Source organism: Vibrio sp. T20, from assembly GCF_007858795.1.
Classification (GTDB): domain Bacteria; phylum Pseudomonadota; class Gammaproteobacteria; order Enterobacterales; family Vibrionaceae; genus Vibrio; species Vibrio satsumensis.
Map to the genome: position 1 here is coordinate 77,285 of NZ_VFEB01000102.1, position 25,032 is coordinate 102,316.

At 43.7% G+C, this 25,032-nt stretch carries 24 protein-coding genes; 14 read left to right on the forward strand and 10 right to left on the reverse strand.

What is annotated here, in order from left to right; all coding sequences use genetic code 11:
• Positions 1 to 41: 41 nt before the first annotated feature.
• Positions 42 to 851 carry an outer membrane protein OmpK gene (locus FTW16_RS13130; RefSeq protein WP_146491379.1) on the reverse strand — a complete coding sequence of 270 codons (810 nt, stop codon included), beginning with the start codon at positions 849 to 851 and terminating at the stop codon, positions 42 to 44.
• A 585-nt stretch (positions 852 to 1,436) separates the two neighbouring features.
• On the opposite strand from FTW16_RS13130, the gene FTW16_RS13135 reads away from it, so the two are divergent.
• On the forward strand, positions 1,437 to 2,783 hold the full coding sequence (locus tag FTW16_RS13135) for a DUF4397 domain-containing protein (RefSeq protein ID WP_146491380.1): 1,347 nt from the start codon (positions 1,437 to 1,439) through the stop codon (positions 2,781 to 2,783).
• 76 nt (positions 2,784 to 2,859) lie between these two features.
• Here the strand turns inward: FTW16_RS13135 and FTW16_RS13140 are convergent, their stop codons facing one another.
• The 4 genes from FTW16_RS13140 to FTW16_RS13155 form a co-directional block, all read right to left on the reverse strand.
• Positions 2,860 to 4,218: an AmpG family muropeptide MFS transporter gene (locus FTW16_RS13140; RefSeq protein ID WP_146491381.1), complete on the reverse strand. Its 1,359-nt coding sequence runs from the start codon at positions 4,216 to 4,218 to the stop codon at positions 2,860 to 2,862.
• Between the two features lie 53 nt (positions 4,219 to 4,271).
• Positions 4,272 to 4,820: a peptidylprolyl isomerase gene (locus tag FTW16_RS13145; protein ID WP_017071274.1), complete on the reverse strand. Its 549-nt coding sequence runs from the start codon at positions 4,818 to 4,820 to the stop codon at positions 4,272 to 4,274.
• The gene (locus tag FTW16_RS13150) at positions 4,820 to 5,389 is read right to left on the reverse strand and encodes a YajG family lipoprotein (RefSeq protein ID WP_017067736.1); all 570 of its coding nucleotides are present in this window, start codon (positions 5,387 to 5,389) and stop codon (positions 4,820 to 4,822) included. The genes FTW16_RS13145 and FTW16_RS13150 overlap by 1 nt, the downstream gene beginning before the upstream one ends.
• 66 nt (positions 5,390 to 5,455) lie before the next feature.
• A complete protein-coding gene (locus tag FTW16_RS13155; protein ID WP_146491382.1) occupies positions 5,456 to 6,607 on the reverse strand; it encodes a methyltransferase in 1,152 nt (383 codons plus the stop codon).
• A gap of 174 nt (positions 6,608 to 6,781) precedes the next feature.
• Between FTW16_RS13155 and bolA the strand changes: the two genes are divergently transcribed.
• From bolA to nqrM, 9 genes are all read left to right on the forward strand, one after another.
• A complete protein-coding gene (gene bolA, locus FTW16_RS13160) occupies positions 6,782 to 7,090 on the forward strand; it encodes a transcriptional regulator BolA (protein ID WP_004737616.1) in 309 nt (102 codons plus the stop codon).
• A gap of 521 nt (positions 7,091 to 7,611) precedes the next feature.
• Positions 7,612 to 8,952, forward strand: a complete 1,341-nt coding sequence (locus FTW16_RS13165) for a Na(+)-translocating NADH-quinone reductase subunit A (RefSeq protein ID WP_032545690.1) — start codon at positions 7,612 to 7,614, stop codon at positions 8,950 to 8,952.
• Positions 8,953 to 8,957: 5 nt separating this feature from the next.
• Positions 8,958 to 10,202, forward strand: coding sequence for an NADH:ubiquinone reductase (Na(+)-transporting) subunit B (locus FTW16_RS13170; protein WP_010439046.1), 1,245 nt, complete (start codon positions 8,958 to 8,960; stop codon positions 10,200 to 10,202).
• Positions 10,192 to 10,959 (forward strand): Na(+)-translocating NADH-quinone reductase subunit C, encoded by a 768-nt coding sequence (locus FTW16_RS13175; RefSeq protein WP_004735209.1) that lies wholly within the window; start codon positions 10,192 to 10,194, stop codon positions 10,957 to 10,959. Before FTW16_RS13170 ends, FTW16_RS13175 begins: the two co-directional genes overlap by 11 nt.
• On the forward strand, positions 10,959 to 11,591 hold the full coding sequence (locus FTW16_RS13180; protein ID WP_008223083.1) for an NADH:ubiquinone reductase (Na(+)-transporting) subunit D: 633 nt from the start codon (positions 10,959 to 10,961) through the stop codon (positions 11,589 to 11,591). Before FTW16_RS13175 ends, FTW16_RS13180 begins: the two co-directional genes overlap by 1 nt.
• Positions 11,592 to 11,598: 7 nt before the next feature.
• Positions 11,599 to 12,195 carry an NADH:ubiquinone reductase (Na(+)-transporting) subunit E gene (gene nqrE / locus FTW16_RS13185; RefSeq protein ID WP_009848375.1) on the forward strand — a complete coding sequence of 199 codons (597 nt, stop codon included), beginning with the start codon at positions 11,599 to 11,601 and terminating at the stop codon, positions 12,193 to 12,195.
• 29 nt (positions 12,196 to 12,224) lie between these two features.
• Positions 12,225 to 13,451 (forward strand): NADH:ubiquinone reductase (Na(+)-transporting) subunit F, encoded by a 1,227-nt coding sequence (gene nqrF, locus FTW16_RS13190; RefSeq protein WP_010439056.1) that lies wholly within the window; start codon positions 12,225 to 12,227, stop codon positions 13,449 to 13,451.
• 174 nt (positions 13,452 to 13,625) lie between these two features.
• A complete protein-coding gene (locus FTW16_RS13195; RefSeq protein ID WP_146491383.1) occupies positions 13,626 to 14,630 on the forward strand; it encodes an FAD:protein FMN transferase in 1,005 nt (334 codons plus the stop codon).
• A 16-nt stretch (positions 14,631 to 14,646) separates the two neighbouring features.
• Positions 14,647 to 14,901, forward strand: a complete 255-nt coding sequence (nqrM, locus tag FTW16_RS13200; protein ID WP_009848378.1) for a (Na+)-NQR maturation NqrM — start codon at positions 14,647 to 14,649, stop codon at positions 14,899 to 14,901.
• Between the two features lie 134 nt (positions 14,902 to 15,035).
• Here nqrM and FTW16_RS13205 read toward each other — a convergent pair whose 3' ends face one another.
• Complete coding sequence (locus FTW16_RS13205) at positions 15,036 to 16,274, reverse strand: response regulator (protein WP_146491384.1); 1,239 nt, start codon at positions 16,272 to 16,274, stop codon at positions 15,036 to 15,038.
• Positions 16,275 to 16,438: 164 nt separating this feature from the next.
• Between FTW16_RS13205 and dinB the strand changes: the two genes are divergently transcribed.
• Complete coding sequence (dinB, locus tag FTW16_RS13210; protein WP_146491385.1) at positions 16,439 to 17,536, forward strand: DNA polymerase IV; 1,098 nt, start codon at positions 16,439 to 16,441, stop codon at positions 17,534 to 17,536.
• Between the two features lie 75 nt (positions 17,537 to 17,611).
• On the opposite strand, the gene FTW16_RS13215 is transcribed toward dinB, so the two are convergent.
• Positions 17,612 to 19,546 (reverse strand): ATP-dependent DNA helicase RecQ, encoded by a 1,935-nt coding sequence (locus tag FTW16_RS13215; RefSeq protein ID WP_146491386.1) that lies wholly within the window; start codon positions 19,544 to 19,546, stop codon positions 17,612 to 17,614.
• Between the two features lie 145 nt (positions 19,547 to 19,691).
• On the opposite strand from FTW16_RS13215, the gene FTW16_RS13220 reads away from it, so the two are divergent.
• From FTW16_RS13220 to FTW16_RS13230, 3 genes are all read left to right on the forward strand, one after another.
• Entirely contained in the window at positions 19,692 to 20,165 is a 474-nt protein-coding gene (locus FTW16_RS13220) for a GreA/GreB family elongation factor (RefSeq protein ID WP_146491387.1), read from the forward strand.
• Between the two features lie 88 nt (positions 20,166 to 20,253).
• Positions 20,254 to 21,030: a YggN family protein gene (locus FTW16_RS13225; protein ID WP_146491388.1), complete on the forward strand. Its 777-nt coding sequence runs from the start codon at positions 20,254 to 20,256 to the stop codon at positions 21,028 to 21,030.
• A 289-nt stretch (positions 21,031 to 21,319) separates the two neighbouring features.
• A complete protein-coding gene (locus FTW16_RS13230) occupies positions 21,320 to 22,681 on the forward strand; it encodes a sodium-dependent transporter (protein WP_146491389.1) in 1,362 nt (453 codons plus the stop codon).
• Between the two features lie 177 nt (positions 22,682 to 22,858).
• Here FTW16_RS13230 and lipA read toward each other — a convergent pair whose 3' ends face one another.
• The 3 genes from lipA to ybeD all read right to left on the reverse strand — a co-directional run bounded on the left by lipA (position 22,859) and on the right by ybeD (position 24,962).
• A complete protein-coding gene (lipA, locus tag FTW16_RS13235; RefSeq protein WP_146491390.1) occupies positions 22,859 to 23,824 on the reverse strand; it encodes a lipoyl synthase in 966 nt (321 codons plus the stop codon).
• 4 nt (positions 23,825 to 23,828) lie between these two features.
• Positions 23,829 to 24,488, reverse strand: coding sequence for a lipoyl(octanoyl) transferase LipB (gene lipB / locus FTW16_RS13240; RefSeq protein WP_004737632.1), 660 nt, complete (start codon positions 24,486 to 24,488; stop codon positions 23,829 to 23,831).
• Positions 24,489 to 24,683: 195 nt separating this feature from the next.
• Complete coding sequence (gene ybeD, locus FTW16_RS13245) at positions 24,684 to 24,962, reverse strand: DUF493 family protein YbeD (protein WP_026084358.1); 279 nt, start codon at positions 24,960 to 24,962, stop codon at positions 24,684 to 24,686.
• Between the last annotated feature and the right edge of the window lie 70 nt (positions 24,963 to 25,032).

Here is a 25,032-nt window from a genome sequence, read left to right on the forward strand (position 1 = left end):
CACCCGAGGGTGCCATTTTGGAAACTTTCTTAGAAGTTCGATTAGAACTTGTAAGTTACTGCTACGTAGTGACCTACGCCAGAAGATTCAGCTTGTGTAGATGCATCCCATGGAAGGTTTGCGCCATCTTTAAAGCCGTATACATCGCTGTATAGTTTCAAGCCGTAACCAACTGCAAAGCGATCTGAGTGCCAGTAAAGACCGTTAAACATCGCGCCGCCGTTGCTTACTTGAGAGTACTCATCTTGCATACCGAATTGGTAATCGATGTAACCTTGGTAAGAGATGAATGAACCGTTCTCGAAGAAGTAGAATGGCTTGAACCAGTTAGTCGAGATTTGGAAACCGTTCCAGTCTTTGTTGTTTGAGTCGTATGTACCGTAAAGGTTTAGACCCATTTTGCCAAACCATGGAACCATTACATCAGAACCAAGACCAACTTTTTGAGTGTTAACGCCAGAGTTACCACCCCATTCCATAAGCGTAGATACGTAAAGCTCTTGAACTGGACCGAAAGAAAGATCTTTACCTGTTAGCCCGTCAAGAGACATACGAGGAGCAAACTTCATGAAGATTTTTTCTTGGCCATTTTTATCACTACCTGGATCAGAAGTTAGGTTGAATACGTCAACGTAACCGTAAAGATCAAAGATTCCAGAGCGACCACCAAATTCCATCTCTAGGTAATCATGAGTAGACTCAGTAACGCCTTTCTCATTGAATGCACCCATAAGGTTGAACTGCATCCATTTGTAATCGTTCTTATGGATGTCGCCGTCAGAATAATCAGCTGCCATTACTGGAGCAGATACTGCTGCAAGTAGGCCAAGAGTTAAAAGTGATTTACGCATAATGGAACTCTCTATGTTTGAAATAAGTAACCCGCTAATCCGTGCGTGTTTATGATGTCCGAATGCCGAGCATAATAGCGATTTTGTTCTCAAATAAAAGTGAGACAGAGTGAAAACTACAATTATTAAGGTGAGGTCGATCACACTACTGATCTAAATGATGGAACTTTAAGATGGCAATGCATCTCGATGCACCTCTAATTCTATTGATTTTGTGAAATTCGATTATTTTATGGATAAATAGGTGAAATACTGCTCTAAGCAAACGATTCTACTAATTAGAGTGATATGCATATCAAAATCAACAGTATTCTTTTCTATGTAATTTATCCCCAGAAAACGACTAAATCTCTCCTCAGTTAGATCCTCTCTTTGATCTATTTTTAACCAACTCCGTAATGGTGGTGGAATCAATTGATGACCAACTCATGTGATGACTGACTAGGGATTAAAACTAACTACTTTTTGAATCACGGAGAACCAACGACAGTTCACTGCACTAGATTTTGAAACAATTTTTAAAGGTTAGTTATTGGACTAACTATTTGTGTGACGAACTGGTCTAACTTTTTTGGAGAGAAGACCATGAAATATTCACCATTATTAGCGGTAGCAATATCAACTCTGTTCATTGTTGGGTGTGACGATGACGATGAACCTACTACACAACTACAAGCTGTTCATGCATCCCCCGATGCTCCTTTAGCTAATGTTATCGTTAACAGTCAGGCTCGTTGGACTGGTGTCGATTATGCTCAAGCGTCTGGGTACGCTTCAGTAAATCAAGGCCAGACAACTCTTCAAGTCGATGTCCAACTCCCAGGTGACGCAGTTGCCACTGTAATTTCGCCAAGCCAATTCGATTTGAGCGGTGAATTAGATTACACCGTGATGGTGGTCGGTGACGCTGACGGTTCTAATAACCCGGTTGAGGCTTTAGTTGTGACGCGACCTTCTGAGGGAACGGCAACGAGTTCAAGTTTAGATGTGCAAGTTGTTCACGCGGCAACAGGGGTTGGAGATGTGAACTTATACGTAACGGCGCCGAATGATCCATTGGGTGCTCCGCTTGGCACTCTCGGTTATAAAGACTTTACTGACGTACTCAATATTCCAGCAGGGCAATACCGAGTGAGATTAGAAACCGTGAGCGGCAATGCTATTGCTTTTGACTCCGGAGAAATAACTCTGTCTGGCGGTAGCGAGCTAACGATCGCGGCTGTGCCAAGAGCTGACTCCAATAGCACTTCCCCAGTAAAATTGATGGTATTGGACGGTTCGGGCTCATCTTTAATCTACGACATGGCAGAAACTGCAGAAGTAAGAGTCGGTCATCTCGTTGATGGCGCCCCAGATGTAGATGTTTTTGTCAACGGAGCTGCATTTGCACCTCTTGCTGATTTGATGTTTAAAGAGATCCGCGGTTTTATCGATTTAGCCGCAGGAAGTTATGACATTGACATCTTTGCTGATGGCACTACAACCAATGCACTGATTGATGCAGATGGAGTCGCGGTATTTGCTGGTATGGATTACAGCATCTATGCAGTAGGGACGGTAACTCCACTGAGTTTGGAACCATTGGTTATTCCTGAAAACCGTCGTCCGGTTGCGACCAGCGCGGTGCTAAACATTACCCACGCCGCTGCTAACCCAATAGCGGCTTCGGTGGATATTTACTTAACAGAAAACGCGGGGATCTCTGGTAGCACTCCAGCGCTAAGTGATGTGAAGTTCAAAGATTATGCGAATGGCATTTATGTTGCGGCGGGGTCTTATTTTGTGACGATTACTGTAGCGGGTCAGCCGTCGGTTGTGGCTATCGACTCTGCGCCCGCAACCTTAGCTGATGGTGTAGTGTATCAAGTGGTGGCGATCGATGACTCGGCTGGCACAGGCTTCAACCTTATTGTGAGTGATACAACAGACTAGTTCTTACAGGTTACTAGTGACAAAGAAAAAGAGGGTAGCGTGATGCTACCTTCTTTTCTTTTGCTTTTTTGTTCAACTACTCTTGGTTGGTTTTTGCTTTTTCCAGTAAATCTGTGAAAAAGTGGCGCAACGAATAGAGCATGATCAAACTTGGAATCACCATAAGTGCGGTTAGTATAAAGAAGGTTGACCAATCATTGAGGTAATCAACCAACTCACCACTGAATGAAGCCAGCGTTGTTCGACCGAAATTCCCCAACGATGCTAACAAGGCATACTGTGTCGCTGAGAAAGCTTGCCCGGTTAATAGTGTTAAGAAAGAGACAAACGCTACGGTTGAAAACGCAGTTGTGAAGTTGTCAACAATGATGGTTGCCAAGAACAAGGTTTCACTCGGGCCAGTGTGAGCGATCCACGCAAACATTAGATTACTGGCCGCCATTGCCACACCGCCGATCATCAGTCCGCGTACAATACCGAATTTCACATTGAAGACACTGCCTACCAAAGTGAAGAATATCGTCGCGCCCCAGCCAATTAACTTGGAGTAATGACCGATCTGTTCATTACTGAAACCTATCTCTTTATAGAAGGTGATCGACATGCGACCTAGGAAGGCTTCACCTATCTTAAATAGGAACACAAACAGCAATAGAGTAATGGCAACTTGAACTCCGTTTCTTTTGAAGAAATCATAAAATGGTTCAATTACCGTCACACTGAACCAAGCGACAAGCTTTGAGCCGACCACTTTATTGTGTCGCTGTTGTGCTTGTTCTTGTAGGGCTTCACGTTGTGTATTTGGCTCTCCGACAAAAAGAGTAAACAGCATTAATACAACAACGACACCTGCCATTCCGTAATACACGCCATTCCAACCGATTGAGTCTGCATTAATAAAGGCAAGGTAGCCTGGTAGTGAATAACCCGTCCACCACCCAATTACGGCCATTGCGGAAGCTTGCGGCAGTTTTGATGCTTCGGATTTTGGGAAGGTATCAATACGAAATGCATCAATCGCGATGTCTTGCGTGGCTGAGGCAATGGCAATAGCGAGCGCCAACATTGAGGTAAACGCCAAATTCTCTGCGGGATTGACGCCTGCGATGAATAAGGTGCCGATTAAAACAATGGTTTGGCAGAAAAAGATCCAACTGCGGCGCTGGCCGAGTATTGCGTGAAGCACCGGCAGTTTTACTCGGTCTACCAATGGTGCCCATAAAAAGTTAATCGCATACACGGCAAACACACTACCAAAGTAGCCAATGGCAGCACGCGTTAAACCTGCATCTTTTAGCCAGCCAGACATGTTGGATCCAATAAGAACCCATGGGAAGCCACTCGAACAGCCGAGCATAAACACCCAAAGTAGACGTTTATCTAGGTAGCTGCGAAAAGTCTGCATCCAAGAAAGAGAGGGAGTGCCTGATGACATAGGGCGTCCTTGTATAGAAAAACGCCCTTAAGAAATAAGGGCGCTACATTGGATTACTTAAGAAGGGTCACTTTAGTGATGACGATTGGGTCGACTGGAATGTCTGACATGCGGCCCATTCGCTTAGTTGGGATCGTTGCCATTTTTTGAACAACGTCAAAGCCTTCGGTTACTTTGCCGAATACAGCGTAACCTGGGTTGCCACCTTTAGCGTTTAAGAAGTCGTTATCTGAAAAGTTAATGAAGAACTGGCGAGTTGCAGAATCAGGCGCATTGGTACGAGCCATTGCGATCGTTGCTGTATCATTCTTTAGGCCGTTACTGCCTTCATTTTTGATAGGAGCATAAGTCGCTTGTTGATTCATATCTTGATCGAAGCCGCCACCTTGCGCCATAAAACCAGGGATAACACGGTGGAAGATAGTGCCTTCGTAGCTGCCGTCTGCAACGTATTTTAGGAAGTTCTCCGCGCTAACCGGTGCTTGTTCTTGGTTTAGCTCAATTGTGAAGTCGCCTAATGTTGTTTCTACGTTCACTTTAGGACCAGCCCAAACGCTCACGCTCACCAACATTAATGCGATAGAAGATAAAATACGAACCATTAGAAACGTTCCTTCATGTAAGTTTGTAGCTCTTGGTCGTTAGCGATTTCCGTAAGAACCAAGTTAATCACGTCATTAAGAACCATAGAGATGTCGTCATTTGACGCACTCAAGGCACCAGTGCGCGTTGCAGTACCGTTGAATGTTTTCACTAACTTGCCTTCAGGCGTTTCAGCCGTAACTTCAAGCGTTACTTTACCGTCCATTTTGTTTTCCATAATGGTGTGTTCTACGGTAACAAGCGCTTCTTGAATCTCCAAAACAATTGAGTTTTCACTGTTTACGCTTGCACGAAAACCTTGAGACTCTAACTGCTGAGCAATAGCGTTTTCTAGAGAAATACGCATGTTTTGCTTAGCATGAATTGGTTGAATGTTTGAACGGCCACTATCAACCAATGCAACATATTGAGCGGCACGAACATCTTTACTGGTTAGTGTGTATGTTTTGCCTTGTACAAGGTTGCTTGAGCTTAGTGAAGCTTCTGGCATTACATTGATTTGTTCTTGCTGAGGGGCTGAACATGCTGTCAAAGCCATAATAGAAGCAGCCAAAATCAGTTTTTTCATTCCTTTATCCTTTCTAAATTCACACCAGAAGCTCGGTATCTTAAATTCTTGTGAAGTCGTTTCTGCTTATTTATTAAAATTCGCAGGCTCTCTTGTTGCTTGTAATATCTCAAATTTTTGGTTTAGTTCAAGCGTTTCAACGTTAGCTTCACCAAATAGTCTCGCTAGTTTGACATCGTATCCGAGGTGTCGGTTGCCAATAACAATTAATTTGCCTCCATTGCTAAGAACATGCTTTGCATCACAGAACATTTGCCATGCAATGTGATCAGTAATCGCTTGTTGCTGATGGAATGGAGGATTACACATCACTAAGTAGGTGCTGTTTTTCTTAAAGCCATCTAAACAGTTGTTGGCGATGAACTGGAAGTTGCCGTCTTCACCAAGGTTATCCTTGACGTTTTGGCGTGCTGACTCCACAGCCATAAAGCTTTCATCCACACAGGTAATACGAGCTTGTGGGTTCAATTGCCCTGCTTTTACGCTCAATACACCGTTGCCACAGCCTAGGTCGATGATATGACGCAGCTCTGGATCTTGAGGGATATGCTCTAGCATATAGCGAGCGCCTTGATCGAGTGCTTCCCCTGAGTAAACATTTGGTAAATTTTTCAGGCGGATATCTTCACCGTCTACATCCCACTCCACAAAAGGCTCTACCGTTTGAACAGGTTGGCAATTTGGAGAAGAGAAAACCAAGCGGTGCTTTTTCTTCGCTAACGAGGTTTTGGTCTCGCCTAGGTACTTCTCGAAAAGGTTAAGTGTAGAGGTGTGGATCTCTTTGACTTTGTTGACACCGATCACTTGGCAGCCTTCTGACAGTGCTTGGCGTAACTGACTTAACTGCCATACTAGGTGGCGGTTGGTCTTTGGTAGCTGCATGATCACAAGGTCGATACCGTGCGGGATATCATCCATGGTGTTTAAAAAGTTGACTCGATTACATTGATTACGCTGTAAGTTTTTTAGCGCACCGCGATGAGAAATAAATGAGTCGCTCATCATGGTGACATCATGATCTTTCGAGAACCAAGCGGATAGGGCACCAAAGCTGTCGTTCATGATCAGAATGTGTTTGCCAGGTTCAAGATTCATCTCTTCAACATGACTGATCAGGTATTCGTCGCCCGCATCCCAAGCTTGAAGGGTTTCATTTGAACGTTTTGGGAAACGATGTAAGGTCAAAGTTCTGTCGTGAAAGGTAAGTTCGGTTTTCATTGCTTGAGATACTTATGTAAGAAATAACAAAGATATTGTCTCAAATGCGGCCTGAACAAGATAGATAAAACTCAACCAAACCTATGCCATTCGCTATTAAATACTCGGACACTCGACCTATTAGGGTTTATACTCACCCCACGGATAATGCCAATACGTTATAAAGGAATCACAATGATCCAAGAAGTTATCGAAACAAAATTGCACAATGAGTTTTCACCAAGTCATTTAAACGTGATCAATGAGAGCTATATGCACAATGTTCCGGCCGGTTCTGAGAGTCATTTTAAAGTGATTGTTGTCAGCGATGCGTTTGAAGGTTTACGCCTTATTGCTCGTCATCGAGCGGTAAATAAAGCTCTTTCAGAAGAGCTTGCGAACAATATTCACGCACTGTCCATTCACACTTATACAAAAGATGAATGGTTGAAGCAGCTAGATAACGTGCCAGATAGCCCAATGTGTATGGGCGGTGGGAAATAGTAGAGTAATCGAATATAGAAGAGGTGGCGATGCCACCTTTTTTGTTGCCAAATACATCTGTTTTTCGTTGTTATATCACTCAAACTGATGGTAAATCGAGCGGTTGAAAATACCCACAACGAGTAGTGTTTTTATTAACAGTGTTTCAACATAACTCGAAAAATATGAGTTTGTGACAGAGTATTAATCTCTTGTTTAAAACACGATTCAAAAGCCATTTTATCTGTGCGGCTCGTCAAATTTATACATATTTTAGAGTCCATATGCTTCAAATCTCACCAAATATAGGCCGTATTCAAGTTATTGGTCATGGCATCAAGTTGTCAAAAAATGCTAGAATACGGCACCTGATAAATCTCACATAATCTTTGTGGTGAATTTATTAATGTAATGTTGCGATTTTGGTATCTCAAATTTACCAAAACCGGACACTGTAATGTCGTGTCTAAGGGCGATTTTAAAACGTCCTGAATTTACGCAATTAAAAGAATCTTTTTCCCGATAAAGTAGTGCAAGTGCGTATGATTACAATAAAGAAGGGTTTGGATCTTCCTATCGCAGGAACTCCATCCCAGGTGATTAATGATGGTAAGTCCATCACTAAAGTCGCCTTGCTTGGCGAAGAGTACGTTGGTATGCGTCCTACGATGCATGCTCGCGTTGGTGATGAAGTGAAGAAAGGCCAAGTTCTTTTTGCAGATAAAAAGAACCCAGGTGTTGTATTTACTTCTCCAGCAAGCGGTAAAGTTATTGAAGTGAACCGTGGTGCTAAGCGTGTTCTTCAATCAGTAGTGATTGAAGTAGCAGGCAATGAGCAAATCACGTTCAATAGCTATGAAGCTAACCAACTAGCAAGTCTTGACCGTGAAACGGTTAAAGCTCAGTTAGTTGAGTCTGGCGCATGGACCGCTTTGCGAACTCGTCCGTTCAGCAAGGTTCCAGCAGTTGATTCTGAAACTCAGGCTATTTTCGTTACTGCTATGGATACTAATCCGCTAGCAGCTGAGCCAGAATTAATCATTAACGAGCAGTCTGATGCTTTCGTTGCTGGTTTAGATCTTCTTTCAACTCTGACTAACGGTAAAGTGTACGTTTGTAAAAAAGGTACTAGCTTGCCTCGTTCAGCTCAGTCTAACGTTGAAGAACATGTTTTTGATGGCCCACACCCTGCAGGTCTTGCAGGCACGCATATGCATTACCTATACCCGGTAAATGCACAAAATGTAGCGTGGAGCATTAACTACCAAGACGTTATCGCATTCGGTAAGTTGTTCCTTACTGGTGAGATTTACTCTGAGCGTGTTGTTTCTCTGGCTGGTCCAGTAGTTAATAACCCACGCCTAGTTCGTACTCAAATTGGTGCTAGCCTTGAAGAGTTGACGGACAGCGAGTTGATGCCAGGTGAAGTTCGCCTGATCTCAGGTTCAGTATTATCTGGTGTTCACGCTTCAGGTCCACATGCTTACCTTGGCCGTTACCATCAACAGGTTTCGGTTCTTCGTGAAGGTCGTGATAAAGAGCTATTTGGCTGGGCTATGCCTGGTAAGAACAAGTTCTCTGTTACTCGTTCATTCCTTGGTCACGTGTTTAAAGGTCAGTTGTTCAACATGACAACGACAACAAACGGTAGTGATCGCTCTATGGTTCCAATTGGTAACTACGAGAAAGTAATGCCATTAGATATGGAGCCTACTTTGCTGCTTCGCGATCTATGTGCTGGCGACGTTGATAGTGCACAAGCACTTGGTGCGCTAGAGCTAGATGAAGAAGATTTAGCACTGTGTACCTTTGTATGTCCTGGTAAGTACGAGTACGGTCAGTTACTTCGTGAATGCCTAGATACAATTGTGAAGGAAGGGTAATTTTCATGGGCCTTAAAAAGTTTATTGAAGACATCGAGCATCATTTTGAACCAGGTGGTAAACACGAAACGTGGTTTGCGCTTTACGAAGCTGCAGCAACACTTTTCTACACACCAGGTACAGTTACAAAGAAAAGCTCGCATGTCCGTGATAGCGTTGACTTAAAACGTATCATGATCATGGTTTGGCTTGCGGTATTCCCAGCAATGTTCTGGGGTATGTACAACGCAGGTGGTCAAGCTATTGCAGCACTAAACCACATGTATTCAGGTGCAGAACTAGTTTCTATCATTGATGGTAACTGGCACTACTGGCTAACCGAAATGCTTGGAGCCTCCTTAGGAGCCGATGCAGGTTGGGGCAGTAAGATGCTCTTGGGTGCGACTTACTTCTTACCTATCTACGCGACGGTCTTTATCGTTGGTGGTTTCTGGGAAGTACTGTTCTGTATGGTGCGTAAGCACGAAGTTAACGAAGGTTTCTTTGTTACTTCTATCTTGTTCGCGCTTATTGTTCCGCCAACACTTCCTCTATGGCAAGCTGCACTAGGTATTACCTTCGGTGTTGTTGTTGCTAAAGAGATCTTTGGTGGTACGGGTCGTAACTTCCTAAACCCTGCACTTGCTGGCCGTGCGTTCCTATTCTTTGCATACCCTGCTCAGATTTCTGGTGACGTAGTTTGGACTGCAGCTGACGGTTTCTCTGGTGCAACAGCGCTTAGCCAATGGGCTCAAGGCGGTGGTAGCGCGCTAATGAACACGGTATCTGGTGAGACGATCACTTGGATGGACGCATTCATTGGTAACATTCCAGGTTCTATCGGTGAAGTATCAACGCTTGCACTTATGATCGGTGCTGCAATGATCGTATACATGGGCATTGCTTCATGGCGCATCATTGCTGGTGTTATGATCGGTATGATTGCTGTATCAACATTGTTTAATGTGATCGGTTCTGACACTAACGCAATGTTCAGCATGCCTTGGCACTGGCACCTAGTTCTAGGTGGCTTCGCATTTGGTATGTTCTTCATGGCAACAGACCCTGTATCAGCGTCATTTACCAATGGTGGTAAGTGGTGGTACGGCATCCTAATCGGCGCAATGTGTGTAATGATTCGTGTAGTTAACCCTGCATACCCAGAAGGCATGATGCTTGCGATCCTATTCGCAAACCTATTTGCTCCTCTGTTTGACCACGTTGTAATCGAGAAGAACATTAAGCGGAGACTAGCGCGCTATGGCAAGTAATAACGATAGCATTAAAAAGACGCTGTTTGTTGTTATCGCATTGAGCTTAGTGTGCTCAATCATCGTTTCAACAGCTGCAGTTGTTCTTAAACCTAAGCAACAAGCTAACGCAGTTCTGGATCAGCAAACTAAGATCCTTGAAGTTGCGGGCATTGAACTTGCGGGTAATATTCCAGCACTGTACGCAGAGAACATTGAACCTCGTCTAGTTGATTTCGCTACTGGCGATTTCGTTGACGGCGACGCTGCTGCATACGACCAACGTAAAGCGGCAAAAGATCCAGCTCAGTCAATCAAGCTTTCAGCTGAAGATGACATCGCTAAGATCATTCGTCGTGCTAACACGGGTACTGTATACCTAGTGAAAGATGGCGCTGAAACTTCTAAAGTTATCATCCCTGTTCACGGTAACGGTCTATGGTCAATGATGTACGCATTCGTTGCGGTAGAAACTGATGGCAACACAGTTTCTGGTATCACTTACTACGAGCAAGGTGAAACTCCTGGACTTGGTGGTGAAGTTGAGAACCCAACTTGGCGTGCTCAATTCGTTGGTAAGAAATTATTCGACGAAAACCACAAGCCTGCTATTCAGGTTGTTAAAGGTGGCGCTCCTCAAGGTTCTGAGCACGGTGTAGATGGCCTTTCTGGTGCAACACTGACTAGCGTTGGTGTTCAACATACATTTGACTTCTGGTTAGGTGATATGGGCTTTGGTCCGTTCCTAGCAAAAGTTCGTGACGGAGGTCTGAACTAATGTCTAGTGCAAAAGAAATTAAAAAGAGCATCTTAGCGCCGGTGTTGGACAACAACCCAATTGCGCTACAGGTTCTTGGTGTGTGTTCTGCTCTTGCGGTAACCACTAAGCTAGAAACAGCATTTGTTATGACTATCGCGGTAATGTTTGTTACTGCTCTGTCTAACTTCTTCGTTTCTTTGATCCGTAACCACATTCCTAACAGTGTGCGTATCATCGTTCAGATGGCAATTATCGCATCACTAGTAATCGTGGTAGACCAAGTGCTTAAAGCATACCTATACGATATCTCTAAGCAGCTATCTGTATTCGTTGGCCTAATCATTACTAACTGTATTGTAATGGGTCGTGCTGAAGCATTCGCAATGAAGTCTGCACCAATCCCATCTCTAATCGATGGTCTTGGTAACGGTCTTGGTTACGGTTTCGTTCTTATCACTGTTGGTTTCTTCCGTGAGCTTCTAGGCTCTGGCAAACTATTTGGTATGGAAGTACTACCTCTAGTGAGCAACGGTGGTTGGTATCAGCCAAACGGCTTGATGCTTCTAGCACCTTCTGCATTCTTCCTAATTGGTTTCTTGATTTGGGCAATTCGTGTGTTCAAACCAGAACAAGTAGAAGCGAAGGGGTAAGGTAGTCATGGAACATTATATTAGTCTGCTAGTTAAATCGATTTTCATCGAAAACATGGCGCTTTCTTTCTTCCTAGGTATGTGTACATTCCTAGCGGTATCTAAGAAAGTTAAAACTTCTTTTGGTCTTGGTGTTGCGGTAGTTGTAGTACTTACAATCGCTGTTCCTGTAAACAACCTTGTTTACACACACATCCTAAAAGAAAACGCGCTTGTTGAAGGTGTCGATTTAAGTTTCCTTAACTTCATCGCATTCATCGGTGTTATCGCGGCACTTGTGCAAATCCTAGAGATGGTTCTAGACCGTTTCTTCCCACCTTTGTACAACGCACTAGGTATCTTCCTTCCACTGATCACAGTTAACTGTGCAATCTTTGGTGGTGTATCTTTCATGGTAACTCGTGACTATAACTTTGCTGAATCTGTTGTTTACGGCTTCGGTTCTGGTGTGGGTTGGATGTTAGCTATCGTTGCTCTTGCGGGTATCCGTGAGAAGATGAAGTACTCTGACGTACCTCCAGGTCTACGTGGCCTTGGTATCACGTTCATTACTGTTGGTCTGATGGCGTTAGGCTTTATGTCTTTCTCTGGTGTTCAACTGTAGGGTAAGCACCCAGTAATAAGGAATAACAAATGCAAAGCATTATTCTTGGCGTAGCGATGTTTACCATTATTGTATTGGCTCTAGTACTAGTGATTCTTTTCGCTAAGTCTAAGCTGGTACCATCAGGTGACATCACTATTTCAGTAAACGGCGACCCTGAAAAGGCGATCGTTACTCAACCTGGTAGCAAGCTACTTGGTGCCCTAGCTGGCGCTGGTATCTTCGTATCTTCTGCTTGTGGTGGCGGTGGCTCTTGTGGTCAGTGTCGTGTAAAAGTTAAGTCTGGCGGTGGCGACATCCTGCCAACTGAACTTGATCACATCACAAAAGGCGAAGCTCGCGAAGGCGAACGTCTTGCATGTCAAGTTGCTATGAAAACTGACATGGAGATTGAACTAGACGAAGATATCTTTGGTGTTAAAAAGTGGGAATGTACTGTTATCTCGAATAACAACGAAGCTACTTTCATCAAAGAACTTGCTCTAGCAATCCCTGAAGGTGAAGAAGTACCGTTCCGCGCGGGTGGTTACATTCAGATTGAAGCTGAACCACATCACGTGAAATACGCAGATTACGATATTCCTGAGGAATACCGTGGTGACTGGGATAAGTTCAACTTGTTCCGTTACGAGTCTATCGTTAAAGAGCATTCGATCCGTGCTTACTCTATGGCTTCATACCCAGAAGAGAAAGGCATCATCAAGCTTAACGTGCGTATCGCAACTCCGCCGCCAAACAACCCTGACGTAGCTCCTGGTGTGATGTCTTCATACATCTGGTCTCTTAAAGAAGGCGACAAATGTACTATTTCTGGTCCATTTGGTGAGTTCTTTGCTAAAGACACAGACAATGAAATGGTATTCATCGGTGGTGGTGCAGGTATGGCGCCAATGCGTTCACATATCTTCGACCAACTTAAGCGTCTTAACTCTACTCGTAAGATGTCTTACTGGTATGGTGCACGTTCTAAGCGTGAGATGTTCTACATTGAAGATTTCGATGGCCTAGCGGCTGCAAACGAGAACTTCGTGTGGCACTGTGCACTGTCTGATCCTCAACCTGAGGACAACTGGGACGGTTACACAGGTTTCATCCACAACGTATTGTACGAGAACTACCTGAAGGATCACGAAGCTCCTGAAGACTGTGAGTACTACATGTGTGGTCCACCAATGATGAATGCGGCTGTTATCGGCATGCTGAAAGATCTTGGTGTAGAAGATGAAAACATCCTACTAGATGACTTCGGTGGTTAATCCATTTAAGTGATTGATATTATGGCTGACTCTCACGAGTCAGCCATTTGTTTTTCTAAGACTATTTTTGACAACATACTGGCTTATATAAGAAAGAGTAAGGCATTCAAAATACCTATTTTTTACTCTTATTTTTCCTTATATAAATCCTCAACATTAGACAGGAGTAAGCAAGTGAGAATTTGGCTTGTTGCATTAACTTCTTTAATTTTTCTTGCTGGCTGTGAACAGCCAAGAGAGCAAGTGCATTTAAGTGGCCCGACAATGGGCACCAGTTACAATATTAAATACATCAATGGTGATGAATTTCCGGAGTCTAACGAAGTTCATACTGAGATCGATCGTCTACTTGAAGAAGTGAATGATCAAATGTCGACTTACCGTGAAGACTCAGAGCTGAGTCGTTTCAACCAACACAAAGGTGCGGACGCATTCGAAGTCTCTGAACAAACCGCTATCGTTGTGAAAGAAGCAATTCGTTTGAACGGTCTTACTGAAGGTGCGCTGGATGTTACGGTTGGTCCATTAGTTAACCTTTGGGGTTTTGGTCCTGAAGCTCGTCCGGAAGTGGTTCCATCAGATGAAGAGCTTGCTGCTCGTAAAGCTAAAGTTGGTATTCATCACTTGAGCGTTGAAGGCAACAAGTTAACTAAAGACTTGCCTAATTTGTACGTCGACCTGTCAACCATTGCAAAAGGTTGGGGCGTTGATGTTGTTGCTGATTACCTTGATTCAATTGGTATTCACAACTACATGGTAGAAGTAGGTGGTGAAATCCGCTTGAAAGGCCTAAACCGAGAAAATGTAGGCTGGCGTATTGCCATCGAGAAGCCAAGTATTGACGAACGCAACATTCAAGAGATCATCGAACCTGGTGATATGGCGATCGCAACGTCTGGTGACTACCGCAACTATTTTGAGCGTGATGGTGTTCGTTACTCACACATCATCAACCCAGAAACAGGAAAGCCTCTTCATCATAAAGTGGTTTCTGTGACTGTTTTAAACCCGTCTTCAATGACTGCAGACGGCTTATCTACTGGCCTTATGGTCTTAGGTGAGGAAAAAGGAATGGAAGTCGCAAACCAACATAACATTCCAGTGTTCATGGTGGTAAAAACAGCAGATGGCTTTAAAGAAATTGCTTCTGAAGCATTTAAGCCATACTTAGGTAAATAAGGTAAGCGAGATAATTATGAATACATTTCTGATTACATTTGGTGTTTTTCTTGCAGTAATCGCAGCAATGTCAATTGGCTACATTATCCAAAAGAAAGTTGTGAAAGGTAGCTGTGGTGGCTTAGGTGCTGTTGGTATTGATAAAGTATGTAACTGTCCTGAACCCTGTGACGCGCGCAAGAAGCGTGAAGCACGTGAAGCTTACCGTGAAGAGAAGCTAGCTGAACGCCAACAAAAAGAAGCGGCTTGGAGTAAAGACCGTATCGCCTAATTAGTGACAGTCATAGGGATAGAGTTATCTGTGCCCTTAAATTGAAAAGCTCAAGATTATCGTCTTGAGCTTTTTTGGTTTTGAGGCTTAGTCATTTATCTTGGCAGATTAAAAATGGAAACAAAAACGAATGCCTATTGTTCGATTTGCATGCTGTTACGCGCAAACACTAGCTGGTTTCTACCTTGCTCTTTTGCCGTATAAAGAAGCTCGTCAGCGGCTTTGATCTGTTCATCTAACTTCGCGTCTAAATCGGTTACGCCGATACTGATACTGACCTTGATTCTTTGAGAGTCATGTACAACTACGTGGCTTTCAATGGCTTCTCTCATGGACTCTAAATTGTCAACAAAGCTCTCAAACGCACCGCATGACTGAATACAAAACTCTTCACCCCCGAAGCGTACAGCGACATCGTCTTTAAAATGATCTTTGATGATTTTCCCTACATCGATCAGCACGGCATCACCACCATCGTGGCCAAAGGTATCATTCACTTTCTTAAAGAAGTCGATATCCATCATCGCGATATTTCGTTGATCGCAGCCCTTACAAGGATGATTGAACAGGTAGCGACGATTCCATAAGCCAGTAAGAGCATCCTCGTTGGCATGTCGAAACAGCTCATTGGCCGCTTCTTTCATATCAAGCAGTTGATGGATTCGGCAGAAAAACTCTTCTTGGTTAAAAGGTTTGTAAAGGAAGTCGTTAGCTCCTGCTTTCAGAAATCGAGCTGTCATGGTGCGGTCATCGCTGCCTGACAGTCCTAGAATAGCTAATTGGTTTCTATCATGATCACGTCGAATATCACGGATCATCGCTATACCATCTTTCTTCGGCATATCATGATCTGTAACAACGAATGTAATCTCAGGGTCGTTATGAAGAAGCTTTAATGCTTGTTCGCCGTCTTCGGCTTGGATAGTTTGGATATATTGGTGTTCTAGAAGTTGAGCTATGTAACGGCGAACGACCGCAGAATCATCGACAACCAATGCTTTGTGGTGACGATTATTTGAAATTCTTTGAACCAGAGGGAGTAGGTAGCTTACTGATGACATACTGTCTTTAAGTATGTAGTCAATAACGCCTTTTGCTAGGACTTGCTCTCGCAGTTGATTGTCGAACATCCCGGTAAGAACAATTATTTTCTGTTGATAGCTTAATACGAGATCAATGATCTCACCGTCTTGCCCGTCAGGTAAACAGTAATCTAATACGGCACACAAGAAATCCGTCTCTTGTTCCAAGATGTTTTTTGCCTCTGCAATCGATTCAGCAAGTGCGACCTCATAACCGCTATTTTTAAGCTGTTGGTACAGGTAGTTGCGGAATGCTCGGCTATCTTCCACTACTAGTATTTTTTCACTCACAAGCGATCCCTACTTATAGACTAAATACTCGTTAACAATAGTATCAGAAGAGCTTATGACTATTGAAGCGAAACCTCTTTAGCTGGACTCGAGATCGTTTTAAATCTGATAATAATTGGATTATACTGTTTATAGATACAGTTGTAAGGTCGAGTAATTCCTAGATGTGTAGCGCGGGTGAAGAGAGAGTAAGAAAAATAATTCATGTCGATATGGATTGTTTTTACGCGGCTGTAGAAATGCGTGATAACCCTGCTTACCGAAATCGCCCGTTAGCTGTTGGTGGGCATGAAAAGCAACGCGGCGTTTTGAGCACCTGTAATTATGAAGCCCGCAAGTTTGGTGTTCGCTCTGCAATGCCGACAGGAAAAGCCCTACAGCTTTGTCCTAATCTATTGGTTGTGCCGGGAAGAATGTCGGTCTATGTCGAGATATCTAAAAAGATCCGTGAAATCTTCTCTCGATACACATCAGTCATTGAGCCTCTTTCTTTGGATGAAGCTTTCCTTGATGTCACCGATTCTAAGCAGTGTCATGGTTCAGCTACACTTATTGCTGAGTCGATTCGCCGTGATATTTGGAATGAACTAAATCTGACGGCTTCTGCAGGTATTGCACCGATTAAATTTTTGGCGAAAGTGGCCTCGGATCTGAATAAGCCCAATGGTCAGTTTGTTATCCCTCCACAAGATGTGCAATCAGTGATCGATGAGCTACCACTTGAAAAGATTCCTGGTGTCGGCAAGGTGAGTATTGAAAAGTTGCATCAAGCAGGCTTTTTTACTTGTAAGGATATCAAGGAGTCTGACTATCGAGACCTGCTACTCAAGTTTGGCCGTCAAGGTGCATCACTCTGGAAGCGCAGTCATGGCATTGATGATCGAGAAGTTATCATCGAGCGCGAGCGAAAATCGGTAGGCGTAGAGCGCACCTTTACCCAAAATATTTCAACCTACGCCGAATGCTGGCAAGTAATCGAAGACAAGTTGTTTCCTGAACTCGAAACTCGTTTAGAAAAAGCCTGCCCAAGCAAAGCGATCATCAAACAGGGCATTAAGCTCAAGTTTGCCGACTTTCAACAAACTACTATTGAGCATATCCACGCCTCTTTAGATCGTGAACACTTCAAAGAACTGTTAAGTGAAATACTGAAAAGACAACAGGGGCGAGAAATACGCTTGCTTGGTTTAAGTGTGATGCTGCAACCCAAAGATCAAATGCGCCAGTTGAGTTTCTTTCAGGGTAAGGCGTTGGGAGTATAGATTTAGAAGTGTTGGTATTTGAATGCCGACTAGGTTTGATAACCTAGTCGGTTTTTTCTAATCAAGGAAATTAGCTTATCTAGGAAGTTGCTTAACTCGCGCTAAGGTATCACTGAATGGTTGCTGCTCTAGCTTACCGTAACCAACCATTTTGCTGGCTTTAAGCTTGGTTGAAAGTGGGGTGGCGATTCCGCATAAGAAGCGAGTAATAGCTTCGTCGGTAATCAATTGTTGGCTAGCAGAAATAAATTCATGTATCCATGTCATCACCGTCTCATCATCGACAGGTTCAACATCAACGGTTGGTAAGATTGCCACCTCTCCTCTACATACAGAGCAGTGACCGCAGTTTGTTGGTGCTTTATCATCAGCAAAGTAACTCGCAAGGCGTGAGCTAAGGCAAGTATCCGCCTCAAAGAAATTCAGCATTTGGTTAAGACGGTTTATCTCGCTGTTCTCTTTTGCTTTAAACAACTCAGTTAGACGCTCGGACAGTTGCATCATATCTTCAGAAGTATTGTGGATCGTGTAGACATCCGTGATCTGCTTGCTCTCCAATTCAATCCAACCTTGTTCATTGAAGTAATCGATAGCTGCAATTACGCGCTGACGATCGGCTTGGAAGTGAGTCCAAAGTGCATCGAAGTCGACTTGGCACCACACTCTTGCTTGAGGAGAGCATTGGAAAATCGCTTCTACAAATTGACGACGTTCACTTTGAAATTGCTCTGTGATCTGCTGCTTTGGGCGAATGAACTTAAATTTGTAATCAGCAAAGTAGCTGTACTTCGGCTCAATCACACCTTCAATTTCGAGATACACCAGTAGTGTTTTAAGCGGTAATTGACGAATGTTGGATTCACGTGATAGCTGGTTAAGCATGAGCTCCCATTGGTTCGAGCCAGAAGCGCCAATGTTTTGATTTTCGTAGATCTCTTTCAATACTGCCTGGATCGATATGTTGTCGGGCGTATCACCAAAAACGAAGTTCTCGAGTGTGCTTAAACCATGTTTGTTAGCGAGTAGAATACATTCAGACGCTTGACCATCTCGGCCAGCTCTGCCGATCTCTTGTGAGTAGTTCTCTATCGACTTTGGTAAATCAAAGTGAATTACTCGGCGAATGTTGGACTTATCCACGCCCATACCAAACGCAATGGTTGCGACGATACAGCTCACTTCATCATTCATGAATTGATGTTGAATAGCATCTCTATTTTCAGGCTTAAGACCCGCATGGTAAGCCACCGCATTAACGCCAGCATTGCGAAGTTGCTGAGCCACCATCTCTGCTGTTTGTTGAAGGGTGACATACACAATAGTCGGAGCGAGAGAAGCTTGGTTGACGACATTGCACAAGGTTTCTAGTTTGCTGGCTTGTTCGCAAGGTTGAATTGAAAGGTCTAGGTTTTGACGATAGAAGCCGGTAACTACTACACGTTCCTCATCGATATCAAACTTAGACTTCATATCTTGGATAACAGAGGTCGTCGCGGTTGCCGTGAGCAATAGCACTTGAGGAATATTGAGCTGCTTTTGGTATTGAGGAAGCTTCAGGTAGTCTGGTCTGAAGTTGTGACCCCATTCCGAGATGCAGTGCGCCTCATCGACCACAAGTAACGAGATAGGCACTTGGGAGATAAACTGACGAAAGCGTTCGTTCTTCAAGCGTTCAACCGAGATCATTAGGATTTTTGTGTCACCGTTACGTACCGACTGCATAACCTGTTGTGTGGTTTGTCTGTCTTGGCTTGATTCGATTGCAGCCGCGCTGATGCCTTTACTGTGTAAGAAGCTGAGTTGGTCTTTCATTAAGGCTAACAGCGGTGATATCACCAAGGTTAAGTGCGGCAATTCTAATGCTGGTAATTGATAACACAGAGATTTACCTGAGCCTGTAGGGAATATGGCCGCAGTTGAGTGACCAGATAGAACATTATTAATGACTTGCTTTTGTCCATTACGCAGTGAGTCGAATCCGAATACTTGTTTTAGCTTCTGCTCAATCATTTATGTTCTACCTGAGTTATTAAGTGTCGTATTGATGCTAAAGCGGGCGCCTATTCATGATAGCGCCGCTTGATGAATCAAATGTCTTGCACCTGATTGTACCTAATTCTATTCTGTAGCTCCTATAGAAAAGCACCCCAATAGTATGAATAAGTCTGAGCTTCGCCAAATAATTATAGAGCAACTCGAATCCCGATTACGTATCGCACAATCTGCCACTCAATGCGCGATTGACGCTGCGACAGATGAAGAGACAGTGCCTGAACATAAGTACGATACATTGGCGCTAGAAGCTTCATATCTTGCCCATGGTCAAGCGGTGAGGGTGCAAGAGTGTGAAGGTGATATTCAGTGTTACCGAAATCTTGTATTGCGTGACAGTGAAAAGATTACGGTGAGCAGCTATGTGGTGGTGATTGACGAACATGACCAATATAAGCACTTTTTTATGGGGCCGAGAGTTGGTGGGCTGTCTGTTACGTGGAATGATAATGAAGTAGCTATCGTGACGGCAAATGCACCTTTTGGTCAGGCGTTAATGGGTAAAGAAGTCGGTGATGAAATTGAATTTAAAGTTGCTGATAAACAGTTTTGCTACGAAGTGATATCGGTTGACTGAATAATTGGCTAAGGAATATAAGACGTTGCTCTGACAAAGAAGTATAAACCCAAGGTATAGTAATTTGTCAGATTGATGAGAGGATGTTATGAAAAGCAATGTATTTATGAAAAACAATGTATTAATCGCATCGTTAACAGCGGTAATCTCTTTTGTGAGCCTGCCAACTTTTGCTGCTCAGTGTCGCGTTGATTTGAAGAATGAATTACGAATCGATGATCAAAAAGTCGAAATCCATCAAGTGAATGGCGATACTGCCGTTTTTGATGGCAACAACGATCTCTATATTCATGGTGAGAAGGTTGAGCTTGATGCCAACCAACAAGCGGCGATTGAGAAATACCGCGAAAACATGAGTGAGTACTTACCACGCGCAAAACAAATGGCGAATGACAGCTTAGCCTTGGCGAATGATGTTATTGATGACATCGCTGCCAGCCTAGATTCTCCAGAGTCGTTTGATAATGTAAAAGAATCAATGAAAACCTACTTTGCTGAGCTGGAAGCGCGTTACTATAAAGATGGCGAGTTAGTGCTACCAGCAGAAAGCTTTGATTCGATGGCCAATGGTTGGTCTGAAGATTTCGAGAAGGCTAAAGAGATCTTTAACCAAGAATTTATTTCTAGCGCTTTTAATGCGATGTCAGAAAAAATGAAACAAGACGGTGGTCTAAACCTTACCGAACTAGCTGACAGTATGGCTGAATTAAAGCTGAAAGTTGAAGAGCGAATGAAAGAACACTCTCAACAAGTACAAGAAGAAGCAAACGAGTTCTGTGATTCTCTTGATGAGATGGCGGAACAAGAGCAAGAGTTGCATGAAATCATTCCGAACCTAAAAGACTATCAAGTCTTCACGATCTAATCTGGATCGACTTATGAATAGCAAGAGCATCGGTTGGTGCTCTTTTTGTTTGTACAAATGTAGCCACACGGCGAGTATTTATCTCAATTTAATCCATTTCCTTTTCAAGCCTGCCATCTCGCTTTATTGCTTTTAATTGAACGATAAGACTGGTCGTTTGTTAATTTTATGGTTCTAAATAGCGTATTGATTGTAAAAATTAGATAATTGTTCATTTATTGGTTGTACCTATCATTGCTTTTTATTACTGTACTTCTCAACTAGTTCACTGATTTTTAATGCGGGCGATATGGACCAACAATCTTCCTCTTCAAGAGAGCATTTTAGCTCTCGTTTAGGCTTTATTTTAGCAGCGGCTGGTGCAGCGGTTGGCTTAGGTAATATTTGGGGGTTCCCGACTCAAGTTGCCAGCAATGGTGGCGGTGCTTTCCTTTTGGTCTATTTGATCATGATCTTTGTGGTTGCTTTCCCAATGCTAGTGGTTGAGATGGCGATCGGTCGTCACGGCCAAGCAAATCCAGTTGATAGCATGCGCTCGTTGACGGCAAACCCTTTAGGTAAAAAAGTCGGTGAGTTTGTCGGTTGGATTGGCTTAAGTGTACCAAGTGCCGTATTGGCGTTTTATAGTATTGTTGGTGGTTGGTTAATCTGCTTCCTAATTGGCGCCGTCGCTGATCTGATTGGTTTAGAGGCTGCTGCTGATTGGTTTAAAGGCTTCAGCGTTGAGCGTAATGTATTTGGTACCGTCGCGTTCTATGTGCTGACGATTCTGATTGTACAGGGTGGTGTTAAGCAAGGCATCGAGAAGTGGTCGACGCGTTTGATGCCAGCACTGTTTGTGTTGTTCGGCCTATTGTTTGTCTACATCATGACGCAAGCTGGTGCGATGGAAGGCTTAAAACATTACCTAGTTCCAGACTTTGAGAAAGTGTGGGATAGAAAGCTGATTCTAGCGGCGATGGGGCAAGGCTTCTTCTCGCTAACGATTGGTGGCTGTTCAATGTTGGTTTATGGCTCTTACTTAAGTAAGAAAGAAAACCTGCCAAAAATGGCGATGAACGTGACGCTGGTAGATACTGCAGTGGCTTTTATTGCTGGTTTGGTAGTAATGCCTGCAATGTTTGTTGCGATGCAAAAAGGCGTTCAAATCTATGCGGAAGACGGTTCACTATTGAGCTCTGACACACTGGTATTCACTGTTCTGCCGTTGATGTTTGATAGCTTAGGTGTGCTTGGTCAGATCTTCGCAATTGTTTTCTTCTTGTTACTAACCATTGCCGCGCTGACTTCTTCTATCTCAATGTTAGAAGGCCCGGTAGCGTTAGTGAGTGAGCGCTTCAATACTAAACGTACGTCAACAAGTTGGGTGATTGGTGGCGCTATCGCGCTGTTTAGTGTGGTGATTGTTTACAACTTTGCTGCGATGTTTGGCATGGTAGCGATGATTGCAACTCAGTACCTTCAACCAGTCGCTGCACTGATGTTCTGTGTGTTTGGTGGTTGGGTATGGAGCCGAGCTTCAAAAGTGAAAGAGCTTGAGCAAGGTTGCTCTGATTTCCAATTGGGTTGGTTTGGTAAGGTTTGGCCTATGTATGTGAAGTTCGTGTGCCCAATCTTGGTAGCAACGGTTATCTGGGCTTCTTTCGGCTAATTAGCCATTATTGTCTATTTGTCTATTGTTCACTCGTCTTAATTTAACAAAGCCGCTCTCATAGAGCGGCTTTGTTGTATCTGAATGATGGCGATGTAACGTGACAGTTTGTCGATACTAAAAAGGCGCATACCTGAGGGGATGCGCCTTTCAAATAGAGGGGAGTTAAGTAATGGCTTACTTAATTTCCATACCTTGAGCTTGTAAGTCTGCATGGTAAGAAGAACGTACAAATGGACCACAAGCTGCGTGAGTGAAGCCAAGCTCTAGAGCAATCTCTTTCAGCTCATCGAACTCAGAAGGCGGCACGTAGCGTTCTACTGGTAAGTGGTGGCGGCTTGGTGCTAGGTATTGGCCTAGTGTCAGCATAGTCACACCATGTTCGCGAAGGTCTTTCAGTACTTGAACGATCTCTTCTTTCGTCTCACCAAGACCCATCATCACACCTGATTTTGTTGGAATATCAGGGTGCTGCTCTTTGAATTTCTTCAGTAGATCAAGAGACCACTTGTAGTTCGCACCTGGACGCGCTTTACGGTATAGACGTGGCGCTGTCTCTAGGTTGTGGTTGAAAACATCTGGCGGGTTGTCTTTCATTAGATCAAGCGCAACATCCATACGACCGCGGAAGTCTGGAACCAGTGTTTCGATACGAATATGTGGGTTTAGTTCGCGAATCTCACGGTTACAATCAGCAAAGTGCTGAGCACCGCCGTCACGCAAGTCATCACGGTCAACTGAAGTGATTACTACGTACTTCAGTTTCATGTCTTTAATCGTCTTAGCCAGTTTCTTCGGCTCTTCTGCTTCAGGAGCAACAGGACGACCATGGGCAACATCACAGAACGGGCAGCGACGAGTACAGATAGCGCCAAGAATCATAAACGTTGCCGTACCGTGATTGAAACACTCGGCTAGGTTAGGGCAAGACGCTTCTTCACAAACTGAGTGCAGGTTGTTTTTGCGCATTGCTGATTTGATTTCTTGAATACGATGGCTGTCTGAAGGAAGTTTAATCTTCATCCATTCAGGCTTACGTAGAACTTCTTTCTGTTCAGCAGGCATATTCTTTACGGGAATTAATGCCATTTTGTCAGCGTCACGATATTTAACGCCTTTTTCCATTTGGATTGGTTTGCTCATGATTTTATGCTTCTGCTGTAATGTTACTGGTGGCTTGAATGTCTACTTGGTCATAGCCGAGTAGCTCTACGAGCTCTTGTATTAACTGTTGCTCAACGTTTTCTAGTTCACTTGGTCCGCCAAGTTGGCTGACCTGTGCCATTTCCATACCTTGATAACCACATGGGTTAATACGTAGGAATGGAGACAGGTCCATATCGACGTTCAGTGCTAGCCCGTGGAACGAGCAGCCACGTCGAATACGTAATCCGAGTGAACAGATTTTCTTGCCATCGACATAAACACCAGGAGCGTCAGGTCGGGCAGCTGAATCTATATTGTAAGCTTTCAGAGTGTTGATTACGAGGTTCTCGATATGAGTAACCAAATCACGCACTCCGAATTTCTTGCGGCGAATGTTAATCAGAAAGTAAGCAACTAACTGACCTGGGCCGTGATAAGTCACTTGGCCGCCGCGGTCACTTTGTATCACAGGGATATCACCGGCATTTAAAACATGCTCAGCTTTGCCTGCTTGTCCTTGAGTGAAGACAGGGTTGTGTTCAACCAACCAAACTTGGTCTACGTCTTCTTCCGTGCGTTCGTCTGTGAACTTATGCATGGCTTTCCATACAGGTTCATAATCCTGACGGCCTAATTTTTTTACGATTAGCTTATTTTGCAAAGCGGCACTCCCTCAAGGATTAATAAAGTGAACGCATTATAAACGCGAAACATGATTCTAACTACAGACGGACTGCAAGGTTTTTCAACTTTCTTTGTATTTATTTAAAATTAAGTTGAATGAATTTGGTGTCGATACTGTGCTTTAAACAAAAACAGCGGCAATAAGCCGCTGTTTTTCATGCGTAATCAAAGACTACAGAACCATACGAACGATTTCGATCTCGCCCAGTTCTTTATAAAGAGTTTCTACTTGTTCAATTGAAGTCGCAGTAATATTGATAGAAACAGAGTGGTAGTTACCTTTCGCACTCGGTTTTAGCGTTGGGCTGTAGTCACCAGGAGCGTGGCGCTGGATCACTTCTAGCACTAGCTCAGTCAGTTCTGGCTTAGCGTGGCCCATTACTTTGTAAGTGAATGAACAAGGGAACTCTAAGAGGTCTTTTAGTTTTGCATCAGAATTGATGTTCATGATTAGCTCCAAAAGGCTAGACTCTCGCAAATTGGCGAAATGTCGATAAAAAGCGTATTCGGTCAACAGACAC

Coding starts and splice junctions, on each gene's coding strand:
- FTW16_RS13130 (WP_146491379.1), bottom strand. CDS start 851: ATGCGTAAATCACTTTTAACTCTTGGCCTACTTGCAGCAGTATCTGCT.
- FTW16_RS13135 (WP_146491380.1), top strand. CDS start 1,437: ATGAAATATTCACCATTATTAGCGGTAGCAATATCAACTCTGTTCATT.
- FTW16_RS13140 (WP_146491381.1), bottom strand. CDS start 4,218: ATGTCATCAGGCACTCCCTCTCTTTCTTGGATGCAGACTTTTCGCAGC.
- FTW16_RS13145 (WP_017071274.1), bottom strand. CDS start 4,820: ATGGTTCGTATTTTATCTTCTATCGCATTAATGTTGGTGAGCGTGAGC.
- FTW16_RS13150 (WP_017067736.1), bottom strand. CDS start 5,389: ATGAAAAAACTGATTTTGGCTGCTTCTATTATGGCTTTGACAGCATGT.
- FTW16_RS13155 (WP_146491382.1), bottom strand. CDS start 6,607: ATGAAAACCGAACTTACCTTTCACGACAGAACTTTGACCTTACATCGT.
- bolA (WP_004737616.1), top strand. CDS start 6,782: ATGATCCAAGAAGTTATCGAAACAAAATTGCACAATGAGTTTTCACCA.
- FTW16_RS13165 (WP_032545690.1), top strand. CDS start 7,612: ATGATTACAATAAAGAAGGGTTTGGATCTTCCTATCGCAGGAACTCCA.
- FTW16_RS13170 (WP_010439046.1), top strand. CDS start 8,958: ATGGGCCTTAAAAAGTTTATTGAAGACATCGAGCATCATTTTGAACCA.
- FTW16_RS13175 (WP_004735209.1), top strand. CDS start 10,192: ATGGCAAGTAATAACGATAGCATTAAAAAGACGCTGTTTGTTGTTATC.
- FTW16_RS13180 (WP_008223083.1), top strand. CDS start 10,959: ATGTCTAGTGCAAAAGAAATTAAAAAGAGCATCTTAGCGCCGGTGTTG.
- nqrE (WP_009848375.1), top strand. CDS start 11,599: ATGGAACATTATATTAGTCTGCTAGTTAAATCGATTTTCATCGAAAAC.
- nqrF (WP_010439056.1), top strand. CDS start 12,225: ATGCAAAGCATTATTCTTGGCGTAGCGATGTTTACCATTATTGTATTG.
- nqrM (WP_009848378.1), top strand. CDS start 14,647: ATGAATACATTTCTGATTACATTTGGTGTTTTTCTTGCAGTAATCGCA.
- dinB (WP_146491385.1), top strand. CDS start 16,439: ATGTGTAGCGCGGGTGAAGAGAGAGTAAGAAAAATAATTCATGTCGAT.
- FTW16_RS13215 (WP_146491386.1), bottom strand. CDS start 19,546: ATGATTGAGCAGAAGCTAAAACAAGTATTCGGATTCGACTCACTGCGT.
- FTW16_RS13220 (WP_146491387.1), top strand. CDS start 19,692: ATGAATAAGTCTGAGCTTCGCCAAATAATTATAGAGCAACTCGAATCC.
- FTW16_RS13225 (WP_146491388.1), top strand. CDS start 20,254: ATGAAAAGCAATGTATTTATGAAAAACAATGTATTAATCGCATCGTTA.
- FTW16_RS13230 (WP_146491389.1), top strand. CDS start 21,320: ATGGACCAACAATCTTCCTCTTCAAGAGAGCATTTTAGCTCTCGTTTA.
- lipA (WP_146491390.1), bottom strand. CDS start 23,824: ATGAGCAAACCAATCCAAATGGAAAAAGGCGTTAAATATCGTGACGCT.